This is a genomic window from Streptomyces sp. NPDC043908, assembly GCF_056435525.1.
In genome coordinates, this window is sequence record NZ_JBWKEI010000005.1 from 248,467 (window position 1) to 268,873 (window position 20,407).

Genomic DNA, 20,407 nt, shown 5'->3' on the forward strand with positions numbered 1-20,407 from the left:
GCCCGCTCGTTGTTGTCGACGGGGGCGGGGCGTGCTGTGCGGGGGCGTCCCCGGGCGCAGGCCGAAGAAGCACTACAGATGGACGAGGGGTACGCATGACTGACACCGGCCAGGTCCCGGGCGAGGGACTGCCGGAGGACGCAGGCATGGTGGAGCAGCCGGGCGTCCCCGCTCCCGGCGCGTACACCTTCCTCGACCCCTCCGACGGTTCGGCGCTCGGCGCGGACGACGACGACCTCCTGCTGATGCCCGGCGCCCAGGGCGCCTGGATCGACCCGCAGTCCGCGCCCGCCCCGCTCGCCGCCGCCGTGCCGGTGCCGTCCCCGGCGCACGCCGCCCCCGCCGCCCCGGAGCAGACCGCCGGACCCGGCGCCCACGAGGCAGGTGGCCGCGACTCCGGCTCGGTGGAGCTCGGTGCCGTCCGCACCCCGGCCGCCGCCCCGTCCACCGCGGCCCCGACCGCCCGTCGCCCGCTGCACATGGGCCCGCCGGTACCGGACGCCTCCGGCGGTGTCGTACGGTCGCTGGCCGACCGGGGTCCGGCCGCGGACGCCCCCGTGAACCCGGCGCCGGTGCGCACCCCCGGCCCGCCGACCACCGGCCCCGAGTACCTCGACGTGCCCCGTGAGGAGACGGCGGCCCCGGCGCCCGCGCCCCAGCTGAGCGAGCTTCCCCCGCAGGGAGCGACGCCGTGGGAGTCCGCGCCGCCGCAGGAGACCGCCCGGGCGGCCGCCCCGGAGCCCGCGCCCGCTCCGGAGCCCCAGCCCGCCGCGCAGCCGCTCCCGCTGCCCGAGCCGGTGGCGGCCGAGCCGACGGCGTCCGAGCCCGTGGCGGCAGAGCCGGTGGCCGCTGAGCCCACGGCCGCCGAGTCCACGACCGCGGAGCCCGCAGAGCCTGTGGCGGCCGAGGCCGCCCAGCCGCAGCCCGCGCAGCCCCAGCAGCCCCTCGCGCAGCCGGAGCCGCAGCAGCCGCAGCAGTCCCAGGAGTCCCAGAACGGCCTGGTCAGCGGCGCAGAAACGGTCGTCCCGGAGGAGCTCGCGCCGGTCGGCGCGCCCGCCCCCGTCCACGCCGTCGCCGCCGAGCAGCCGTCGCCCGCCGAGGCGGCGGCGCCGATGCCGCAGGGCCCGCCCGCGGCGGCCGTGCAGCCGCCCGCCGACGGTCCGTTCCCGCCGGTGGAGGGCTCGGTCCCGGCCCAGCCCGTTCCCCTGGCGGAGCCGGTGGCGGCCCCGGTCGCCGAGCCCGTATCCGTACCCGTACCGGAGGCCGTGTCGGAGGCCGTTCCGGCGCCCGTCGCGGAGCCGGTTGCCGAGCCCGTTGCCGAGGCGGCCGCCGCGTCGGCCGAGCCGGCGGCGCAGGCACCGCAGCCCGTGCCGTCCCCCGAGCCCGAAGCCGTCCCGGCACAGTCGGCGCCCCAGCCGGTCGCCGAGTCCGTGGCGCCCGTGGCACCGGTCTCCGTGCTGCCGGAAGAGGCCCCGGAGGAGGTGGCCGAGCCCGTCGCCGTGATGGCCGCGAGCGCGCCGCAGCCCCTCGCCGTCACGCCGGAGGCCGCCGCGCCCGTGGCGGCACCCGCGCCCGCCGCCGAGGCCCGGGGCCAGGCCCCGTCCCCGCTTCCCGAGCAGAACGCGGCGGAGCCGGGGACCGTGGCCGCCGCGGTGCCCGTCGTGCCCGTGCCCCGCGCCGAGGCCGTCCCCGAGGCGCAGCCCGAGACGGTCCCGGCCGCCCCCGAGGCGGCGGTGCAGGAGCGGGTCCCCGCCCCCGTGTTCATCGAGGACGACGAGGACGCGGCCGAGGAACTCGTCCCGGACGCCGCGCCCGGCGCCGGGCAGGGTGAACTCCCGGCCGACGCGCCCGTGGACGCCGGACCCGGCGCCCACGGCGAGGACGTCCACGCCGACGCGGGCGCCCCGGCGCCCGGTTACGCGGACGCCGAGCGCGAGGCCGTGCTGCGGGTGATGCGCGAGCGCCGCGACATCCGCAACGGCTTCCGCGGCGACCCGATCCCGCACGAGGTGCTGCTGCGCGTCCTGGAGGCCGCGCACACCGCCCCCAGCGTGGGCCACTCGCAGCCCTGGGACTTCGTGGTCATCCGGTCCGCCGAGACCCGCCGCACCATGCACGAGCTCGCCCAGCGCCAGCGCGACGCGTACGCGAAGTCGCTGCCCAAGGGCCGGGCCAAGCAGTTCAAGGAACTGAAGATCGAGGCCATCCTCGACACCCCGGTGAACATCGTGGTCACCGCCGACCCCACCCGCGGCGGCCGGCACACCCTGGGCCGCTACACCCAGCCGCAGATGGCCCCGTACTCCTCGGCGCTCGCCGTCGAGAACCTGTGGCTCGCGGCCCGCGCCGAGGGCCTGGGCGTCGGCTGGGTCTCGTTCTTCGACGAGCGGGAGATGGTCCGCGCGCTGGGCCTGCCGGAGCACCTGGAGGTCGTCGCCTACCTGTGCGTCGGGTACGTGGACGAGTTCCCGGAGGAGCCCGAGCTGATGCAGGCGGGCTGGTCCAAGCGGCGCCCGCTGTCCTGGGTGGTCCACGAGGAGACGTACGGCCGCCGCGCGCTGCCCGGCGAGGACCCGCACGACCTGCTCCAGGAGACCGTCGCCGGGATCCGCCCGCTGGACGCCAAGGCGCTCGGCGAGGCGTGGGAGCGGCAGAAGCGGATGACCAAGCCGGCCGGTGCGCTCGGCATGCTGGAGATCATCTCCGCGCAGCTCAGCGGGCTGTCCCGCAAGTGCCCGCCGCCGATCCCGGAGCCCGCGGCCGTCGCCATCTTCGCGGGCGACCACGGGGTGCACGCCCAGGGCGTGACCCCCTGGCCGCAGGAGGTCACCGGCCAGATGGTCGCCAACTTCCTGGGCGGCGGCGCGGTCTGCAACGCGTTCGCCAACCAGGTCGGCGCCGAGGTCTGTGTCATCGACGTCGGCGTGGCCAGTGAACTCCCCGCCACCCCGGGGCTGCTGCCCCGCAAGGTGCGCCCCGGCACCGGCGACATGACCACCGGCCCCGCCATGACCCGCGAGGAGGTCGTCGCGGCCGTCGAGGTGGGCATCGAGACCGCCCGCGACCTGGTGGCGGCGGGCAACAAGGCGCTGCTGACGGGTGAGATGGGCATCGCCAACACCACCGTGTCGGCCGCCCTGATCTCCCTCTACACGGGCGTCGACCCGGCCGAGGTCACCGGCCGCGGCACCGGCATCAACGACGAGACGCACGCCCGCAAGGTCGACGTGGTCCGCCGCGCCCTGGAGCTGCACAGCCCCGACCCAGCCGACCCGATCGGCGTCCTCGCCGGGATCGGCGGCCTGGAGCACGCGGCCATGGTCGGCTTCATCCTCGGCGGCGCCTCGCTGCGTACGCCGGTGATCCTGGACGGCGTGAGCGCGGGCGCCGCGGCCCTGGTCGCCCGGGCCATCGCGCCGGAGTCCCTGGCGGCGTGCATCGCGGGCCACCGCAGCGCCGAGCCCGGCCATGTGGCGGCCCTGAACAAGCTGGGCCTGCGTCCGCTGGTCGACCTGGACCTGCGTCTGGGCGAGGGCACCGGCGCGCTGCTGGCCCTGCCGCTGGTCCAGAGCGCGGCGCGGGCGATGCACGAGGTCGCGACCTTCGACTCGGCCGGAGTCACCGAGAAGTAGCCACGGTCGTACCCGGTGTGCCCGCCCGTCCCGCAGTGCGGAACGGGCGGGCACACCGGGCGACGGTCCGCAGACAATGGGGGCCGGGGCGACGCCCCGGCCTTCGACGATGCCCGCCGACGCCGCACCAGGAGCCACCCGTCATGGCAGAACACCCCGCGTACCCCGTAGGCCTGCGTCTCACCGGCCGCCGCGTCGTCGTCGTCGGCGGCGGTCAGGTCGCCCAGCGCCGCCTGCCCGCCCTGATCGCGGCCGGTGCCGACGTCGTCCTGGTCTCCCCGGGCGCCACCCCCTCCGTGGAGGCCATGGCGGACAGCGGCGAGATCACCTGGCACCGCCGCGGCTACCAGGACGGTGACCTCGCCGACGCCTGGTACGCCCTGGTCGCGAGCAGCGACGCCGAGGCCAACCGGCGCGCCTCCGCCGAGGCCGAGCGGCGCCGCGTCTGGTGCGTGCGCTCCGACGACGCCACCCAGGCCACCGCCTGGACCCCGGCCACCGGCCGCACCGAGGGCGTCACCGTCGCCGTGCTCACCGGCGGCGCCCCCGACCCGCGCCGCACCGCCGCCGTCCGCGACGCGGTGGTGGAAGGGCTGCGCGACGGCACCCTGGTCGCCCCGCACCACCGCGACCGGACCCCCGGCGTCGCCCTCGTCGGCGGCGGCCCCGGCGACCCGGACCTGATCACCGTGCGCGGCCGCCGGCTGCTCGCCGAGGCCGACGTGGTCATCGCCGACCGGCTCGGCCCGCGCGACCTCCTCGACGAACTCCCGCCGCACGTCGAGGTGATCGACGCGGCGAAGATCCCGTACGGCCGGTTCATGGCCCAGGAGGCCATCAACAACGCGCTGATCGAGCACGCCAAGGCGGGCAAGGCCGTCGTCCGGCTCAAGGGCGGCGACCCGTACGTCTTCGGCCGCGGCATGGAGGAGCTGCACGCGCTCGCCGAGGCGGGCATCGCCTGCACGGTCGTCCCCGGCATCTCCAGCTCGATCTCGGTGCCGGGCGCGGCCGGGATCCCGGTCACCCACCGGGGCGTGGCGCATGAGTTCACGGTGGTCAGCGGTCACGTGGCGCCCGACGACCCGCGCTCGCTCGTCGACTGGGAGGCGCTCGCCCGGCTGACCGGGACGCTGGTGATCCTCATGGGCGTCGACAAGATCGGCGCGATCGCGCGGACGCTGATCGCCCACGGCAAGAGCCCCGATACGCCCGTGGCCCTCGTCCAGGAGGGCACCACCGCCGCCCAGCGCCGCGTCGACGCGACGCTGGCCACCGTGGGGGAGACTGTGACCACGCGGGACGTACGGCCGCCGGCCGTCATCGTGATCGGTGACGTGGTCGCCGTCGGTCCCGCCCTCCCGACCATGTAACCGGCGGTAACGGATCTCCGTCCGCGCCGTTGGCACCACACCCAGGACAAGGCAGTATCACCCTGTGGCTGATCTCATCACCATCGACGACCCCGACGACCCGCGCCTGCGCGACTACACGGGCCTGACCGACGTCGAGCTGCGGCGCAGGCGCGAGCCCGCCGAGGGCCTGTTCATCGCCGAGGGCGAGAAGGTCATCAGACGGGCCAAGGACGCCGGTTACGAGATGCGGTCCATGCTGCTCTCCGCCAAGTGGGTCGACGTCATGCGCGACGTCATCGACGAGCTTCCCGCGCCCGTCTACGCGGTCAGCCCCGACCTCGCCGAGCGCGTCACCGGCTACCACGTGCACCGCGGCGCCCTCGCCTCGATGCAGCGCAAGCCGCTGCCGGCGGCTGAGGAGATCCTCGCCACCAGCCGCCGGGTCGCCGTGATGGAAGCCGTCAACGACCACACCAACATCGGCGCGATCTTCCGCAGCGCCGCCGCCCTCGGCATGGACGCCGTCCTGCTCTCCCCGGACTGCGCCGACCCGCTCTACCGCCGCTCGGTGAAGGTCTCCATGGGCGCCGTCTTCTCCGTCCCGTACGCGCGCCTGGAGTCCTGGCCCAAGAGCCTGGCGACGGTACGGGAGGCGGGCTTCCGGCTGCTCGCCCTCACCCCGGACGAGAAGGCCTCCGCCATCGACGAGGCCGCGCCCCACCGGCTCGACAAGGTGGCCCTGATGCTGGGCGCCGAGGGCGACGGGCTCTCCACCCAGGCCCTGGTCGCCGCCGACGAATGGGTCCGCATCCCGATGGCCCACGGCGTCGACTCGCTCAACGTGGGCGCGGCGGCCGCCGTCGCCTTCTACGCGGTGGCGACGGGCCGCCCCGCGTAGGGCCCGCCTACAACTGCTGCGCCGCCGCGATCCCCAGCGCCACGATCAGCGTGACCACGAAGAACACGATCAGCCGCTGGCGCAGCAGCCGCGGGTTGGCCGGGCGCAGCCGGCCCGTGCCGGTCCGGGTGCCCGGACGCGTGCCGGAACGGCCGCCCGTGCCGTTCGTCCGGCTGCCGGAGCGGGCCGCGCCCCGGGGCGCGGGCGGGCGCGTGCCGCCGGTGCGCGGCGCGGAGCCGCGCGGAGCCCGCTCCGGCCGGCCCGCGCCGGTACCCCGGCCGCTCTCCGTGTAGCGCTGGGTGCGCTCGTCGTGCTCGTACCGCTCGGTGCGCTCGTTCAGGCGCCCGGTGGCGCGCTCCGCCTCGGAGCGGTCGCGCTGGGCGGGAGGGCGCGCGTCCAGCGAGCCGCCCTGCGCCTCCCGCGCCGCGATCTCCTTGAGCCGCATCGAGAGCTGGAGCGTGCTGGGCCGCTCCTCGGGGTCCTTGGCCAGACAGGCCCGCACCAGCGGCGCCAGCGCGTCCGGCACCCCGTGCAGCTGCGGCTCCTCGTGCACCACCCGGTAGAGCATGACCTCCGAACTGCCGTGCCCGAAGGGCGAGTCGCCCATCGCCGCGTACGCCAGCGTCGCGCCCAGCGAGAAGACGTCCGTGGCGGGCGTGACCGCCGCGCCGCGCACCTGCTCGGGCGCGAGGAAGCCGGGCGAGCCCACCGCCGTGCCGACGTGCGTCAGCGTGGAGGCGCCGGTCGCCCAGGCGATGCCGAAGTCGATGATCCTGGGGCCCTTGGGGGAGAGCAGGATGTTGGAGGGCTTCAGGTCCCGGTGCACCACCCCGGCCTCGTGCACCGCCACCAGGCCCTCGGAGAGCGCGGCGCCGATCGCGGCGGTCTCGGCGGCGGCCAGCGGGCCCTCCTCGGCGACCTTGTCGTGCAGCGAGGGGCCCGGTACGTACTGCGTCGCGAACCAGGGGCGCTCCGCCTCCAGGTCGGCCGCGACGAGGCGGGCCGTGCAGCCGCTGCGGATGCGCCGGGCCGCCGACACCTCGCGCGCGAAGCGCGAGCGGAACTCCTGGTCCTCGGCGAGGTCGGGACGGATCACCTTCAGCGCGACCCGCTGGCCGCGCCGGTCGGAGCCGAGGTAGACGACACCCATGCCACCCGCGCCCAGGCGCCGGTGGAGCCGGAACGAGCCGACGACACGCGGGTCCTCGCGCCGGAGCCGCATCATCGCCATGTTCATCCCCGCTGCCCGGTCCTGTTGACGTGGCACAGCTTACGTACCCCCGGGCCGGTGTGCTCATAGGCCGCGCCCTCACGCCCCGATCGATTGTCAGTGCCCGGTGGGAAACTTGAAGAGTGGTCAGCAGCCGCCCGTGCCGGGCGCGCTGACGCGAGCGCGATCTCAACGGTCCGTCGCAGAAGGGGGATTGGTTCGGTGAAGGGTGACCGCGTGGAGATAGTCGTGGACGCGGGTGACACGACTCGGACGTACGAAGTGGTGGCAAGCCGGGCGGGTCGCCGGGTGGAGACGGCGGTCCGCAGGGGGGTGGTGGAAGTGAGCGAAGTCACCCGTAGCGGAACCGTGGTGCGCACCGCGCGCTTCATGGCCAACCGGGTCCTGGCCCTGGTCGAGCAGCCGCCCGGGAGGACGCGTCGGAGGACCGGGCCCGTCCCCTCCGGGAAGACCCCAAGTCCTAGACCCCCGTCTCCACCCAGGGGAGTACGGGAGTGGGGACCCACTCATCCCCTGGGAGGCCCGGCAATCGGTACGAGGGCATGACGACCGGCGCCCGCCGTTTCCCTAATGTTGAGGTCAAGCGGCGGGCGTAGCACTCGTCCCCCGAGGTCAGACGCCCGCCGCTGTCCATACGAACAGGAGAGGGACCATGGCGGACACGGCAACGCGGACGGTTTTCCGCACGCGAGGACGCAGGGCTTACGCCGCGGCGTTCGGCGCCCGCCGGTCCGGTCCGCGCCACCCCCTGGTGGCGACGGCCATGGCCCTTCCCCTGGCGGCCCTGCTGACAGTCGTCTTCGGCGGCTGGGAAGCGGTGGTCACACAAGCGTCGTCCGTGGGCGTGATGCTGGGGCGCTGAGCGGCGCCCCGGACCCGGTAGAGCGGACCGGGTCGGGGACATCCGGCCATTTCAGCCCCGTGGGGACGGGGGTGCGGCGGACGGCAGTAAAAAGGCGTTGCCCGGACGGCTGGGGAGCCGTCCGGGCAACGCCTTTTGCATGCCCGGTGGCGGGGCGGCTTCCATGGGCCCGGTGGTGGGGCCGCGGACCGTCCATGGCTGGTCGCGCCCACGCGGCGAGGCCGCACATGTCACAGCCCGGGCCCCCTCCGGGGCGCGCTGCCGCGCCGGACTTCCGGCTGCCGGGTCCCAGGAGGGCCCTGCCGGCCGGCGCGGGCCGGGCCGTACGCTGGGGAACCCATGCCTCCCTCACTCGTCGCCACCCTGGCCGAGGCCGCCCGCACGGCGGCCCACCACCCACCCCGCCACCCGTGCGGTGCGTGCGCGGCGGTTGACCGGGAGCCGGGGGACGGCCTCCGCGCCCTGGGTGCCGAAGTCCTCGCGGACCGGCCGGACGGGACCGTCGTGCGGCACGGCCGCGTCGTGGCCAAGGCGCATGCCCCTGACACGGACCGTGCCGCGCTCGACGTCCGCCTGGCCGTCGCCGCCCACCCCCTCCTGCACGGCGTACTGCTGGCACCCCTGACGCACGCCCCGGCCGGGGCTTTTGTCCCGTCCGGCCCCAGCGCCCCGAGGAGCGCGGGCACCTGCGCGTCCGGCCCCCACCGGCCCGCGGAGGAAAACGCAGCCCTGCCGTGCCGCCCCGTCACCCTCTGGCCCCACGGCACCCCCGTGGACCCCACGGACCCCGACAGCGCCCCCTGGGCCGGGGCCGGGCGGCTCCTGGCGGGGCTGCACCGGGTGCCGACGGACGCGCTGCCCGGGCCGCTGCCCGCCATGCGGGGGCCCCTCAAGGCGGCCCGGGCCGTGGCACGGATGCGGGCCGCCGGGGTCCGGGGCGCGGCGGGGGAGGCCGTGCTGCGGGCCTGGGGCCAACTCCCCGCATGGGCCCGGGCCGAGCTCCCGGGTCCCGGCCCGGCCGGGGGCACCGCCCGGCTCTGCCACGGCGACCTCCACCTCGGCCAGCTCGTGCGCCACCCCGCCGGCACCGGCGACTGGCTGCTCATCGACGTGGACGACCTGGGACTGGGCGCACCGGCCTGGGACTTGGCCCGCCCCGCCGCCTGGTACGCGGCGGGCCTGCTCGACCCCGCCGACTGGTCCCGCTTCCTCGCCGCGTACCGGGAGGCGGGCGGCCCCGCCGTGCCCCCGGACGGCGACCCGTGGCCCCAACTCGACGTGCCCGCCCGCGCCCTGACCGTACAGACGGCGGCCCTGGCCCTCGCCAAGTGCGCCGGTGAGCGCCGTGCTCCGGACGAGGCGGAGCTGGCCGTCGTCGAGAGCTGTACCCGAATCGCAGCACTCCCGCCCGGGCTGCCGTGACGGAGGTCCACGTAGGGTGCTGCTTGCCCATCGGAAGTAACGGCGAGGAGTTGAGCCGGTCATGCAGTGTCCCAAGTGCCACGCGCCCATGCACACGTACAACCGCAACGGTGTCCAGATCGAGCAGTGCAGCGGTTGCCGGGGGATCTTCCTCGACTACGGGGAGCTGGAGTCGCTGACCCAGTTGGAGGCGCAGTGGGTGCAGCAGGCCCCGCCCGCCCCGCAGGCCTACCCCGCGCCCCCGGCCCCGCAGGGCTACCCGGCCCAGGCCCCGCACGCCCCCGCCTGGGGCGCCCCGCAGCACGGCGGCCACGGGGGTCACTACGGCCACAAGCGCCACAAGGGCTTCGGCCACATGCTCTTCTCGTCCTGACCCGCCCGCGGCGGAACGACGGAGCCCCCGGCCTTCGAGAAGGCCGGGGGCTCCGGGCTGTGCGCGATACTGGGATTGAACCAGTGACCTCTTCCGTGTCAGGGAAGCGCTCTCCCGCTGAGCTAATCGCGCGGGATCGGTCGAAACCATACAGGACGGCTGCGAACCGGGTCGTACTGCGTGCGCGATACTGGGATTGAACCAGTGACCTCTTCCGTGTCAGGGAAGCGCTCTCCCGCTGAGCTAATCGCGCGGGTACGGATCTTCGAGAAGATCCAGTGGACGATACTGGGATTGAACCAGTGACCTCTTCCGTGTCAGGGAAGCGCTCTCCCGCTGAGCTAATCGTCCTTGGAGGTGGAGACGGGATTTGAACCCGTGTAGACGGCTTTGCAGGCCGTTGCCTCGCCTCTCGGCCACTCCACCAGGAGTGAGAGCAGGGGGTCGGGAAGATCCCCCACATCGAGCGGACGACGAGATTCGAACTCGCGACCCTCACCTTGGCAAGGTGATGCTCTACCAACTGAGCCACGTCCGCTTGTCGGTTCCGTTCCGCTTGCGCGTCCCGGCGACGTGTTGAACTCTAGCGGATTCCCGGGCCAGTACAAAAACGCGTTTGTGCAGCGTGCTGCGGTGTGCCCGCCCCGGCCCCGCCGCCCGAGCCGTCCCGCACCCGCAGCCCGGCCCGCCCCGCGCCCGGTGTCGTCCCAGGTCCGCGCCCGGTCCGGGGCGGCCGCGCGGCGGCGCCCCTAGACTCGCAACCGTGCATGACCTCGCTCCTCTGGCCCGTTTCGGCGGGCTCCTCGCCACCGATCTCCGCGATGTGACCGCCGACCCGGAGGCGCTGGACTCCTCCGGCTTCTGGGCGGTCGCGGCCGACTTCGAGGGCCGGCTCGTCTGTGCCCGCTTCGCGGACGTCCGGGCCGTCCCCGTGCCCGCCCCGGTCCCGGGTGCCTGGCTCGGGCCCGCCGCCGGTGACTGGACGTCCTCGCTCGACCGCGCCGCGTACACCGCGGGCGTGCGCAGGATCCGCGAGCACATCGCGGCCGGCGAGGTCTACCAGGCCAACCTCTGCCGCGTCCTGAGCGCGCCGCTGCCCGACCCGGCCCGCGCCGACGTCGACGCGCTCACCGCGCTGCTCGCCCGGGGCAACCCGGCCCCCTACGCGGGAACGATCCGGCTGCCGGCGCACGGCGTGGAGATCGCCACCGCCTCGCCCGAGCTCTTCCTGCGGCGTACGGAACGGGTCGTCGAGTCCGGGCCCATCAAGGGGACCGGCCGCACGGCCGAGGACCTCCTGGAGAAGGACCACGCCGAGAACGTGATGATCGTCGACCTGGTCCGCAACGACCTGGGCCGGGTCTGCGCCACCGGTTCGGTGACCGTCCCCGAGCTCTGCGCGGTCGAGCCGCACCCGGGCCTGGTCCACCTCGTCTCGACCGTCCGCGGCGAGCTGCGCGAGGGAGCGGGCTGGCGGGAGCTCCTGGACGCCGCCTTCCCGCCCGGGTCGGTCACCGGCGCGCCCAAGTCCAGCGCGCTGCGGATCATCGAGGCGCTGGAGACCGCCCCGCGCGGGCCCTACTGCGGCGGCATCGGCTGGGTCGACGCCGACCGGCGCCGCGGCGAGCTCGCCGTGGGCATACGCACCTTCTGGATCGACCGTCCGCACGGCGTCCTGCGCTTCGGCACCGGCGCGGGCATCACCTGGGGCTCGGACCCCGAGCGCGAGTGGGCGGAGACCGAGCTGAAGGCGGAGCGGCTCCTCGCGGTAGCGTCGGGCGCCCGTACGCCGAGTGGAAGGACCGCGTAGATGCAGATATGGGTGAACGGCGGACTGCGGGACGCCGACGCCGCACAGGTGTCCGTCCTGGACCACGGGATGACCGTGGGCGACGGCGTCTTCGAGACGGTGAAGGCGCGGGAGGGCACGCTGTTCGCGCTGACCCGCCATCTCACCCGGCTGACCCGCTCGGCCCGGGGCCTCGGGCTGCCCGACCCCGACCCGGACGAGGTCCGCCGCGCCTGCGCCGCCGTCCTCGAGGCCAACCCGGTCGCGCTCGGCCGGCTGCGGATCACCTACACCGGCGGTCTCTCGCCGCTCGGCTCCGACCGCGGCGACGCGGGCCCCACCCTGGTGGTGGCACTGGGCGAGAGCACCCGGCGCCCCGACACCACCGCCGTGATCACCGTCCCCTGGACGCGCAACGAGCGCGGTGCCGTTGCCGGCCTGAAGACCACCTCGTACGCCGAGAACGTCGTCGCGCTGGCCCGTGCCCATGAGCGGGGCGCGAGCGAGGCGCTCTTCGGCAACACCGTCGGCGCGCTCTGCGAGGGGACCGGCTCCAACGTCTTCGTCGTCCTCGACGGGCAGCTGCACACCCCGCCGCTGGCGTCCGGCTGCCTCGCCGGGATCACCCGCGAGCTGGTCGTGGAGTGGACCGGCGCCCAGGAGACCGAGCTGCCCCTGGCGGTGCTGGAGAGCGCCGAGGAGGTCTTCCTGACCTCCACGCTCCGGGACGTCCAGGCGGTGCACCGCGTCGACGGCCGCGAGCTGACCGGCGCGCCGGGCCCGGTGACCGCCAAGGCGATGCGCGTCTTCGACGAGCGGGCCGCCTCCGACCTCGACCCGTAACGGCCCCCGGGAGCCCGCATCCCGGCAAATCCGGTGACGGACGGGCGGCCCGGCAGGTACAACGGCCTTGATGACCACCACCATCCGGCCGACCGGGCCGCTCCAGCAGGGCGCCGACGGCGCCGCCTTCCGTAGTTACGACGTCTGCGTCAACAGCAGACGCGTCGGCGCGATCACCCTCGCCACCGACCCCGCGTTCGGCCCCGCCATGGGAGTGATCCGGGGGCTGCGTGTCGACGAGCCCGACCGGGGCCGCGGCCGGGGCACCGTCGCCCTGCTCGCCGCCGAGGAGGTGCTGCGGGGCTGGGGCTGCACCCAGGTGCGCGCGGCGGTGCCCGCGGACGCCGTGGCGGCCCTGCGGCTGGCCGACGCGCTCGGCTACACCGAACGCAGCCGCGTCATGGCCAAGCGGCTGCCCGCCGAGCCGCCCGCGCTGCCCGCCTCGGTCGCGGGGCGGCCGATGACCGAGGCCGAGTTCACCGTCTGGCACCACGACGAGCAGGAGAACTACGCCCGGAGCTGGATCGCCCGGGGCGTCCCCGCCGACCAGGCCCGCGCCAAGGCCGAGGCCGACCACCGCGAACTGCTCCCCGAGGGCCTGGCGACGCCCGGCACCCATCTGGAGGTGCTGGTGAGCGACGGCGCCGTGGTCGGGCACGTCTGGGTGGCCCGGCGGCGGCCGGACGAGGAGCCGGGCGCGTACGTGTACGACGTGGCCGTCGCCGAGGAGCACCGGGGCCGGGGCCACGGCCGGTCCCTGATGCTGCTGGCCGAGCGGGCGGCGCTGGCCGACGGGATGTCCACGCTGGCCCTGCACGTCTTCACCGACAACGTCCCGGCCCTGCGGCTCTACGAGTCGCTGGGGTACGAGCCGGTCGAGTACAACCGGGCGAAGGCGCTGATCTGAACCCCGTGCGGGCAGGGGGAACCGCGTGTCCTGCCCGGCACGGGCCGCGGCCGGACGAACCCCGCGCCCGGGGGAGCGCTACGCGCCCAGCAGCCGGTCCGCGATCTCCTGGATGCGGGCGCGCAGACCCTCCTGGCTCTTGCCGCCGTCCAGGCGCTCGCCGTCGATGACGTACGTGGGGGTGCCGGTGACGCCGATCGCCTTGCCCTCCGCCTGGTCGGCGTCGACGATCAGCAGGTGCCGGCCGTCGATGAGCGCGGTGTCGAACTCCTCGGCGTCCAGGCCCAGTTCCCGGGCGGTGTCGAGCAGAACGCGCTCACCCCGCTCGCCGAGTTCCGCGGTACGGGCGAGCACCGCCTCCACGTACGGCCAGCCCCGGCCCTGCTCGAACGCCTCCTCGGCGGCCTGGGCGGCGGCGTAGGCGTGCTGGTGCTTCTCCAGCGGGAAGTGCCGCAGCCGGATGTCGAGCCGGTCGCCGTACTGGTCCCGCAGGGCGCGGACGTCGTCGAGGGCGGCGTGGCAGTCGGGGCACTGGAGCTCGCACCACACGTCGAGGACGACGGGGGCGGAGCCGGTTTCGGGGGTGGTCTCGCTCATGGGGCCAGTCTCCCAGCCCGGCCCGAGGGGCCCCAACCGGGACCTGGGGAGGATCCGCCCCCGAGATCTCCCTGATGTCCCGGCCCACCGTGGCCCGGACGGGCCGCGGCGGTGCAGGATGGAAGGGCCACACCCCCCATGTCTGGAGGAACCGGATGCTTGCCGAGACCGTCTGCTCCGCCGCGTCCGCCGCCGGACTGGGCATCGCCGCCGTCACGGCGTACCGCAAGCGCTTCCTGGCGGCCACCCGGATCGCCGCCTACGCGCTGGTGCCCGTGGCCCTGGTCATGACGGGCGTCGTGGGGTGGGTGTCCGACATCGTCTTCAAGCCGACCGTCTGGGCGGGCTTCGGTCTGCTCGGCGTCGCCTGGCTGCTCTTCTCCGCCACCCGGTTCGTGGAGCGCCGCTCCGAGGGCGGCACCCGCAAGGAGCGCAGGGCGGCCGCGGCGGCCCGGGGAGAGGCGGTCGCCCCGACCGCCTCCGCGCCCTCCCTGGGCGCCGGACGCGGGTCCGCGCCCCGGCCCGCCCCCCAGGCGAAGGGCGCCTCGGGCGGGGACGACTTCAGCGACATCGAGGCGATCCTGAAGAAGCACGGGATCTGAGCCCGGCGGGCCGCCCGCCCCGCGCGGAATCTGAAACCCCGTCGGAATCTGACGCTCCGTAATGTGCCGTGAGCGGGCCCGGTCGCGGAATTCCCATGGTCGCTCATTCCCTTATACGGAATTTCAGTTGGACTGAATTCCGGCCATGCGTCGGGAGCGCTCCCATGAACGATGTGAGGGCGTTTTTCCGGGTCCCGCCGGGCCCGGCCGGCAATTGCCCGCCCGTGCGGGCGCGCCGCGGACGGGCGCGGACGGGCGCAGACCCGGCCGGGCGGCGCTGGAACACGTGCCCGTCAACATCGAAGCAACTCCCTCTCCGAGTGGGCGTGTTGGCACACCGCGGTGCCGCCGCTGGTCCATCATCACCCCGAGATGCTGGACACTTCCCCGGGGCACGTCCCCGCGCCGCCCGAAGACCCGCGCCCCGCGACCTTGGCCGACGAGCCGCGCGGCTGCCTCTTCGCCCTTTCGCAGCCACCCCTGATGATCTTCCTCGGGGTGATCGGCTTTCTGCTGCTCATGGCGGCCGTGCACGACCTGTACCTCTTGTGACCGGCCGTGCGGAAGGGCGCCCGGGATCAGCCCGCGGCTTCCTTGCGCCGGGCCCGGTAGGCGGCGACGTGCAGCCGGTTCCCGCAGGTGCGGCTGTCGCAGTAGCGGCGCGAGCGGTTGCGCGAGAGGTCCACGAAGGCCCGTCCGCAGTCCGGCGCCTCGCACCGGCGCAGCCGCTCCTGCTCGCCCGTGACCACGATGAACGCCAGCGCCATCCCGCCGTCGGCGGCCAGGTGGTCGGCGATCGAGGCGCCCGGCGCGAAGTAGTGCACATGCCAGTCGTAGCCGTCGTGGTCGGTGAGCTGCGGGGTGGTGCCCGCCTCGGCCACGATCTTGTTGACCAGGCCGGCGGCCGCCCGGGCGTCCGGCGCCTCGAAGACGGCCGAGAACCGGTCGCGCACGGTCCGTACACCGGAGAGGTCCCGCGCGGTCAGGCTGTCCACGCCGCTGACGTCGTGCTCCCGCGCGAAGCCGTACAGCGCCTCGACGTCGGCGAGCCGGTCGGGCTCCTCGCCCTCCGGCGCGGTGTTCACCAGATCGACCACGATGTCGAGGGCGATCCGGGTGTCGTGAGGGATCAGCACGATTCGCTCCCTGGCCTGCTGCGGGCCGGTGCCCGCCGATGCTGGCCGACTCTACTGGCTTTCGCGCGCGGCGCACCGGCGCCCGTTCCGCGAGGGTGCTCGCGGAACGGGCGCCGGTGAGATGCCTAGGAGGGGGCGTGCCTATGCGGGTGTCCGTGCGCCGTCTCCCCGAGTCGGACGGCGCCGTGCGGCTCTCGGGCTGGCTCAGTTCTCCGCCAGGATGTGCGAGAGCTCCGTGTCGAGATCGAAGTGACGGTGCTCGGTGCCCGGTGGCACCGCGGCGTCGGTCCGCTTCAGGAACGACTCCAGCGCCCGCGCCGGGGCTTCGAGCAGGGCTTCTCCTTCCGGGGAGCTGAGGGCGATGCAGACGACGCCCTGACCGTGGCTGCGCGACGGCCAGACTCTGACGTCTCCGGTACCGGTGGGCCGGTGCAGGCCCTCGGCGAGGAGGTCGCGGGCGAACACCCACTCGACGGTCTCCTCGGCTCCGGTGTGGAAGGTGGCGTGCACGGCGTAGGGATCGGCCGTGTCATACCGCAGGCCCGCCGGTACAGGCAGTGAGGACTCGCTCGACACAACGAGGCGCAGGTGCAGCTCGCAGCTGACCGTGGTGTTCATAAGCGCCAGGGCCTTTCGCTCAGTGTGCGCTCGGGGATTCGCACGTCGGCGAAATCGACATGCCACCTACGGTGCCGTTGTAAACCCCTCTGGCCGTTTTGCGGGTGTTCAGGTAGCTCGTACGGCGGAGTATTACTTTGGGTTATGCGGCCATTCTGGTGAGCGTCCGCGTCGGGTAGGTTGGAGCGCATGAATACGGGGAGTGACGAGCAGGCCGGGGCGCCGGACGCGGCGCTGGGATCGCGGGCACCGGCCTTCATCAAGGCGTCCAGGACGCTCCACCTGAGCTGGCAGGTCGGCGTCTTCGTGGTGGGCCTCGCGGTGGTCGTGGCGGGCGTCATCATGCTTCCGCTGCCGGGGCCCGGCTGGCTGGTGATCTTCGGCGGCATGGCGATCTGGGCGACCGAGTTCGTCTGGGCCCAGCTGGTGCTGCGCTGGACCAAGCGGAAGGTCACCGAGGCCGCGCAGCGCGCCCTCGACCCCAAGGTGCGGCGCCGGAACATCATCCTGACGACGGTGGCCCTGGTGATCATGGCGGTGCTCGCCGGGATCTACCTCTGGAAGTTCGGCCTCGTCATGCCGTGGAAGATCGACGACTGACCGGCGGGACCCGCCGCCCTGGTCAAACGCCCCGCTGACATGCGGTAATGTTTGCGGTGCGCCCGGGCGATTAGCTCAGTGGGAGAGCGCTTCGTTCACACCGAAGAGGTCACTGGTTCGAACCCAGTATCGCCCACCCGGACCGAAGGCCCGGAGATCCACCACGGATCTCCGGGCCTTCGGCGTCCGGGGAACCCGTCACCCGGGACCGGTGTACTTTCCGCTCCCCGGCGCAGACTTCCCCCATGAGGCCGACGACCGCGCGATGGAGCCACTACCGGTTCCGCAGCGTCTGGCACCTGCCCGCCCCGCCCGCCGCCGTCTTCGCGGTCCTGGCCCGCCCCGAGGAGTACCCCCGCTGGTGGCCGCAGGTCCGCGAGGTCGTCGCCGACGGCGGTGACGGCCGCGCGGGCACCGTCAGGTTCCGCTCGCTCCTCCCGTACGACCTGGTCGTCACCGCCCGCGAGTCGCGCCGCGACGAGGCGGCCGGTCTCCTGGAGATCGCCATGAGCGGCGACCTGGACGGCTGGGCCCGCTGGACGCTCGGCGCGCTGGGCGGCGGCACGCGCGCGCTGTACGAGCAGGAGGTCGAGGTGCGCAAGCCGCTGATGCGGCGCCTCGCGCTTCCCGGGCGTCCCCTCTTCGTCGCCAACCACGCCCTGATGATGCGCTCGGGGCGGCGGGGGCTGACCGCCCTCCTGAACGGAGTTTGAACCCGGGCCGTCCGGGCCTGTATGGTTCAGTCCGTTCCCGGGCGATTAGCTCAGTGGGAGAGCGCTTCGTTCACACCGAAGAGGTCACTGGTTCGAACCCAGTATCGCCCACCGGGAGAAGGCCGGTCCGTCATCGACGGACCGGCCTTCTGCTTTGTCCCGCCCGGCTGCCGACAGGACGACCGCTCAGGCCGCGGCCGGAAGTTCGGGGCGCACCGGCCACGCCGGATCGACCGCCTCCGGCGTCCCGTTGCGCGTGAACCACGCCTGGAGGCCCCGCGCCTGGGCCGCGTGCCAGCCCGTCTGGAGCGTGTGGATCTCCGCCGGCGTCAGCCGTTCGAGCCGGGCCGCGAACCGCCGGCCCACCGCCCGGACGACCTCCAGCGCGGCCAGCGCGTCCGCCGCCGCGTCATGGGCGCCCTCCAGCACCACCCCGTAGTGCTCGCACAGATCGGACAGCGTGCGCCGGCCCTTGCGGTACCGGTCCAGATGCTTGTCCAGGACCCGCGGGTCGAGCACCCGCAGCGGCGCCCCGTCCAGATAGCGCGCCAGCGACGAGGCGCGGTGCCGCCTCAACTCCCGGTCCAGCAGCGTCAGATCGAACGGCGCGTTCATCACCACCAGCGGGCGGCCCGCCGCGCACTCCTCCGCGAGCGCCCTGGCCACCTCGTCCATCACCGGTGCGGGCCACCGGCCGTTCAGCTGGAGGTGCTCGTCGGTGAGCCCGTGCACGGCGGTCGCGGCGGCCGGCACCGGTATGCCCGGATTCACCAGCCAGCGCGTCGACCGCGGACGCGAACCCGGGCCGTCCTGCACCACCAGCGCGGCCGAGACCAGCCGGTCCCGCTCGACGTCCACCCCCGTCGTCTCGGTGTCGAAAGCGGCCAGGGGGCCTTCATACCAGCACGTCATGGTTCAACTCCCTTTGCGCCCTTGGCAGATGGCGTGCGTCCCCTGCCCGATCCGGTGATACCCGGGCCGTTTGCGGCGTACGCCCATCGGCAACAACACAGGTGACGGGCCCGCGAGTTGACGGAAGGCGTACGACGGCCATGGCGATCGCGCAGCCCGAGCCGAGCGGGCTCCTGTCCGGGCCGACCGGACCGCCGCGCGGCTCACTCGCCACCACCGCCTGCATGGAGACCCTCCAGGTGGGCTATCTCCACGCCGTGGCGGCGGCCGCCGGCTGCTCGCTCTCACAGCCCTTTCCGGACAACGGGATCGACTGGCACGTGAGCCACAGCGCCCCCGGCCACACCGTCGACGACGAAGTCACGATCAAGGTGCAGCTCAAGTCCACGTACCAGATCCCCCCGCACCCCCCGGGCGGGGCCTTCTCCTTCACCCTCGACAACGAGCACCTGGTGAAGCTGGCCCGCACCCCCGTCTCGGTGCACAAGATCCTGGTCGTGATGCTCGTGCCCAGGAGCCGGGACGAGTGGCTGCGCGCGGGCCACGACCGGCTCGCGCTGCGGCACTGCTGCTACTGGACCAACCTGGCCGGTCACGCGGTGACCGGACGGCGCAGGACCACGGTGCGGATACCGACCTCGCGGATCTTCGACGATCGCGCGCTCTGCGAGATCATGACCCGGGTCGGGGTGGGAGGGAGGCCCTGATGCGTCTGTCGAGCGGGGAGCCGGGCGGGCCCGGGGCGGTGGAACCGGTCCCGGCACAGGTGGACCCGGCCGTGCTGGGCGTGCTGCTGCGCCGCCACGGCTGGCAGCGGCGCGGCGGCGCGGCGGGGCGGTACGCGCGCTGGACCCCTCCCGCGGGCGCCGGACCGGGGACGAGCCTGCTGGTGCCCGAGAGCCGCGCGTACCCCGACAGCGAGGACCTCATCGGCGAGGCGCTCACCGCGCTGGCCCGCTCGGCCGAGCCCTCCGCGCGCGAGGTGCTGGTCTCCCTCGCCGTCCCCAGCGACGAGGTCCGCTGGTGGCGCGGCGCCCCGCCCGGCCCCTCCGGCGCCACCCCCTGGACCGAGCAGGAGCGGCTGCGCGGCGCCGCCCACCGCATGCTCCTGGCCGCCGCGCTCGCCGCGCGCGGCCGCGCCGGGTACTACGGCGCCCGCCACCGGCGGCAGGCGCTCGCCGCCCTTGAGGGCGTCCTGGTGGCCCAGGCGCCCGGCGGACGGCTCACCGCGTTCGTCCCCGTGGAACAGGCCCGCCCGGTCGTGGTGCGGCTCTACGAGGCGCTGTACGCGGTCCGCGAGGCCGTGGACTACCGCCGGACCACCGGCGGCCTGGAAGCCTTCGACACGGCCGTCGCCGCCGGGGCCAGCCGCGAGCTGACCGAGGCGGTCGTCGCCCTGGTCGCGGGCTCGGAGGGGGTCCGCGTCGCCCTGGAGTGGGCCCCGGCGGCGGGCGTCCCGGCCGGCTGCGCGCCGCGCCCCGAACCCGTGGAGTTCTCGCCCGGCGACCTGCCCGCCCTGCGCGAGGCCGGGGTGCGCTACCTCCGGGACGAGCCCGCGCTGCCGGTCCGGGTCACCGGCGCGGTGGTCCGGCTGCGGCGCTCGGGGCCGCGCGGACCGGGGACCGTACGGCTGCGGGTGCTGGCGGGCGCGGAGATCCCGTACGTACGGATGGAGCTGGACGAGGAGGCCTACCGGATCGCCGGCCACGCCCACCTCGTCGGGCTGCCCATCCGGGTGGCGGGCCGGCTGGAGAGCCGGGGCGGCTTCCGCCGGCTCGCCGGGGCGACCGGCGTGGCCCCGGTCCAGGTGGACGACGCCGAGCGGGACCGGCTGATGAAGTCGATCCAGGGGACCATGGAGAGCGTGTCCTTCTTCGAGGAGGCGTGCGCGGGGGAGGAGTGAGGGGGCGCGGGGCA

21 protein-coding genes, 7 tRNA genes and 1 pseudogene are annotated in these 20,407 nt (G+C 74.6%); 18 read left to right on the forward strand and 11 right to left on the reverse strand.

Features of this window, described 5'->3' with window-relative positions:
• Positions 1–95 precede the first annotated feature (95 nt).
• From cobT to AC069K_RS13990, 3 genes are all read left to right on the forward strand, one after another.
• A complete protein-coding gene (gene cobT / locus AC069K_RS13980; protein WP_478615608.1) occupies positions 96–3,632 on the forward strand; it encodes a nicotinate-nucleotide--dimethylbenzimidazole phosphoribosyltransferase in 3,537 nt (1,178 codons plus the stop codon).
• A gap of 143 nt (positions 3,633–3,775) precedes the next feature.
• Complete coding sequence (cobA, locus tag AC069K_RS13985) at positions 3,776–5,005, forward strand: uroporphyrinogen-III C-methyltransferase (protein ID WP_478615611.1); 1,230 nt, start codon at positions 3,776–3,778, stop codon at positions 5,003–5,005.
• 64 nt (positions 5,006–5,069) lie between these two features.
• Complete coding sequence (locus tag AC069K_RS13990) at positions 5,070–5,885, forward strand: TrmH family RNA methyltransferase (protein ID WP_358837464.1); 816 nt, start codon at positions 5,070–5,072, stop codon at positions 5,883–5,885.
• Between the two features lie 7 nt (positions 5,886–5,892).
• Here AC069K_RS13990 and AC069K_RS13995 read toward each other — a convergent pair whose 3' ends face one another.
• Positions 5,893–7,116, reverse strand: a complete 1,224-nt coding sequence (locus AC069K_RS13995) for a serine/threonine-protein kinase (protein ID WP_478615928.1) — start codon at positions 7,114–7,116, stop codon at positions 5,893–5,895.
• Between the two features lie 201 nt (positions 7,117–7,317).
• Here AC069K_RS13995 and AC069K_RS14000 point away from each other — a divergent pair.
• Positions 7,318–7,557 (forward strand): annotated as a pseudogene (locus tag AC069K_RS14000) (hypothetical protein); the annotation flags it as partial.
• 211 nt (positions 7,558–7,768) lie between these two features.
• Positions 7,769–7,978: a hypothetical protein gene (locus AC069K_RS14005; RefSeq protein ID WP_358837462.1), complete on the forward strand. Its 210-nt coding sequence runs from the start codon at positions 7,769–7,771 to the stop codon at positions 7,976–7,978.
• Positions 7,979–8,326: 348 nt separating this feature from the next.
• Here the strand turns inward: AC069K_RS14005 and AC069K_RS14010 are convergent, their stop codons facing one another.
• Positions 8,327–8,581 carry a hypothetical protein gene (locus tag AC069K_RS14010; RefSeq protein WP_478615957.1) on the reverse strand — a complete coding sequence of 85 codons (255 nt, stop codon included), beginning with the start codon at positions 8,579–8,581 and terminating at the stop codon, positions 8,327–8,329.
• Between AC069K_RS14010 and AC069K_RS14015 the strand changes: the two genes are divergently transcribed.
• Positions 8,483–9,400, forward strand: coding sequence for a phosphotransferase family protein (locus tag AC069K_RS14015; protein WP_478615931.1), 918 nt, complete (start codon positions 8,483–8,485; stop codon positions 9,398–9,400). The two genes, AC069K_RS14010 and AC069K_RS14015, sit on opposite strands and share 99 nt — an antisense overlap.
• Before the next feature lie 61 nt (positions 9,401–9,461).
• On the forward strand, positions 9,462–9,773 hold the full coding sequence (locus AC069K_RS14020) for a TFIIB-type zinc ribbon-containing protein (protein WP_358836925.1): 312 nt from the start codon (positions 9,462–9,464) through the stop codon (positions 9,771–9,773).
• Between the two features lie 60 nt (positions 9,774–9,833).
• Here the strand turns inward: AC069K_RS14020 and AC069K_RS14025 are convergent.
• The 5 genes from AC069K_RS14025 to AC069K_RS14045 all read right to left on the reverse strand — a co-directional run bounded on the left by AC069K_RS14025 (position 9,834) and on the right by AC069K_RS14045 (position 10,311).
• Positions 9,834–9,905, reverse strand: a tRNA-Val gene (locus AC069K_RS14025).
• A 49-nt stretch (positions 9,906–9,954) separates the two neighbouring features.
• Positions 9,955–10,026: transfer RNA gene (locus AC069K_RS14030), tRNA-Val, on the reverse strand.
• A gap of 26 nt (positions 10,027–10,052) precedes the next feature.
• Positions 10,053–10,124 (reverse strand) — tRNA-Val (locus AC069K_RS14035).
• Between the two features lies 1 nt (position 10,125).
• Positions 10,126–10,199 (reverse strand) — tRNA-Cys (locus AC069K_RS14040).
• A gap of 39 nt (positions 10,200–10,238) precedes the next feature.
• Positions 10,239–10,311, reverse strand: a tRNA-Gly gene (locus AC069K_RS14045).
• 225 nt (positions 10,312–10,536) lie between these two features.
• On the opposite strand from AC069K_RS14045, the gene AC069K_RS14050 reads away from it, so the two are divergent.
• The 3 genes from AC069K_RS14050 (at position 10,537) to AC069K_RS14060 (ending at position 13,312) form a co-directional block, all read left to right on the forward strand.
• Positions 10,537–11,583: a chorismate-binding protein gene (locus AC069K_RS14050; RefSeq protein WP_478615616.1), complete on the forward strand. Its 1,047-nt coding sequence runs from the start codon at positions 10,537–10,539 to the stop codon at positions 11,581–11,583.
• Positions 11,584–12,405: an aminotransferase class IV gene (locus AC069K_RS14055; RefSeq protein ID WP_365113318.1), complete on the forward strand. Its 822-nt coding sequence runs from the start codon at positions 11,584–11,586 to the stop codon at positions 12,403–12,405.
• A 70-nt stretch (positions 12,406–12,475) separates the two neighbouring features.
• Positions 12,476–13,312 (forward strand): GNAT family N-acetyltransferase, encoded by an 837-nt coding sequence (locus AC069K_RS14060; protein ID WP_365113316.1) that lies wholly within the window; start codon positions 12,476–12,478, stop codon positions 13,310–13,312.
• A gap of 78 nt (positions 13,313–13,390) precedes the next feature.
• Here AC069K_RS14060 and AC069K_RS14065 read toward each other — a convergent pair whose 3' ends face one another.
• Positions 13,391–13,909: a DsbA family protein gene (locus AC069K_RS14065; protein WP_365113314.1), complete on the reverse strand. Its 519-nt coding sequence runs from the start codon at positions 13,907–13,909 to the stop codon at positions 13,391–13,393.
• A gap of 155 nt (positions 13,910–14,064) precedes the next feature.
• On the opposite strand from AC069K_RS14065, the gene AC069K_RS14070 reads away from it, so the two are divergent.
• On the forward strand, positions 14,065–14,511 hold the full coding sequence (locus AC069K_RS14070; protein ID WP_478615622.1) for a hypothetical protein: 447 nt from the start codon (positions 14,065–14,067) through the stop codon (positions 14,509–14,511).
• A gap of 372 nt (positions 14,512–14,883) precedes the next feature.
• A complete protein-coding gene (locus AC069K_RS14075) occupies positions 14,884–15,063 on the forward strand; it encodes a hypothetical protein (protein WP_358836919.1) in 180 nt (59 codons plus the stop codon).
• Positions 15,064–15,089: 26 nt separating this feature from the next.
• Here AC069K_RS14075 and AC069K_RS14080 read toward each other — a convergent pair whose 3' ends face one another.
• Both AC069K_RS14080 and AC069K_RS14085 read right to left on the reverse strand, forming a co-directional pair.
• On the reverse strand, positions 15,090–15,647 hold the full coding sequence (locus tag AC069K_RS14080) for a CGNR zinc finger domain-containing protein (RefSeq protein ID WP_365113310.1): 558 nt from the start codon (positions 15,645–15,647) through the stop codon (positions 15,090–15,092).
• A 204-nt stretch (positions 15,648–15,851) separates the two neighbouring features.
• Positions 15,852–16,265 carry an SsgA family sporulation/cell division regulator gene (locus AC069K_RS14085; RefSeq protein ID WP_003987206.1) on the reverse strand — a complete coding sequence of 138 codons (414 nt, stop codon included), beginning with the start codon at positions 16,263–16,265 and terminating at the stop codon, positions 15,852–15,854.
• A 189-nt stretch (positions 16,266–16,454) separates the two neighbouring features.
• Here AC069K_RS14085 and AC069K_RS14090 point away from each other — a divergent pair, with 189 nt between their 5' ends.
• The 4 genes from AC069K_RS14090 (at position 16,455) to AC069K_RS14105 (ending at position 17,689) form a co-directional block, all read left to right on the forward strand.
• A complete protein-coding gene (locus AC069K_RS14090) occupies positions 16,455–16,865 on the forward strand; it encodes a TIGR02611 family protein (RefSeq protein WP_365114208.1) in 411 nt (136 codons plus the stop codon).
• Positions 16,866–16,929: 64 nt separating this feature from the next.
• Positions 16,930–17,001, forward strand: a tRNA-Val gene (locus AC069K_RS14095).
• Positions 17,002–17,110: 109 nt separating this feature from the next.
• Complete coding sequence (locus AC069K_RS14100; protein WP_478615629.1) at positions 17,111–17,578, forward strand: SRPBCC family protein; 468 nt, start codon at positions 17,111–17,113, stop codon at positions 17,576–17,578.
• Positions 17,579–17,617: 39 nt separating this feature from the next.
• A tRNA-Val gene (locus AC069K_RS14105) sits at positions 17,618–17,689 on the forward strand.
• 75 nt (positions 17,690–17,764) lie between these two features.
• Here the strand turns inward: AC069K_RS14105 and AC069K_RS14110 are convergent.
• A complete protein-coding gene (locus AC069K_RS14110; protein ID WP_365114212.1) occupies positions 17,765–18,490 on the reverse strand; it encodes a 3'-5' exonuclease in 726 nt (241 codons plus the stop codon).
• A gap of 140 nt (positions 18,491–18,630) precedes the next feature.
• Here AC069K_RS14110 and AC069K_RS14115 point away from each other — a divergent pair, with 140 nt between their 5' ends.
• Entirely contained in the window at positions 18,631–19,197 is a 567-nt protein-coding gene (locus AC069K_RS14115) for a DUF4365 domain-containing protein (RefSeq protein ID WP_358835930.1), read from the forward strand.
• A complete protein-coding gene (locus AC069K_RS14120) occupies positions 19,197–20,393 on the forward strand; it encodes a hypothetical protein (protein WP_478615634.1) in 1,197 nt (398 codons plus the stop codon). The genes AC069K_RS14115 and AC069K_RS14120 overlap by 1 nt, the downstream gene beginning before the upstream one ends.
• The last annotated feature ends 14 nt before the right edge of the window (positions 20,394–20,407 follow it).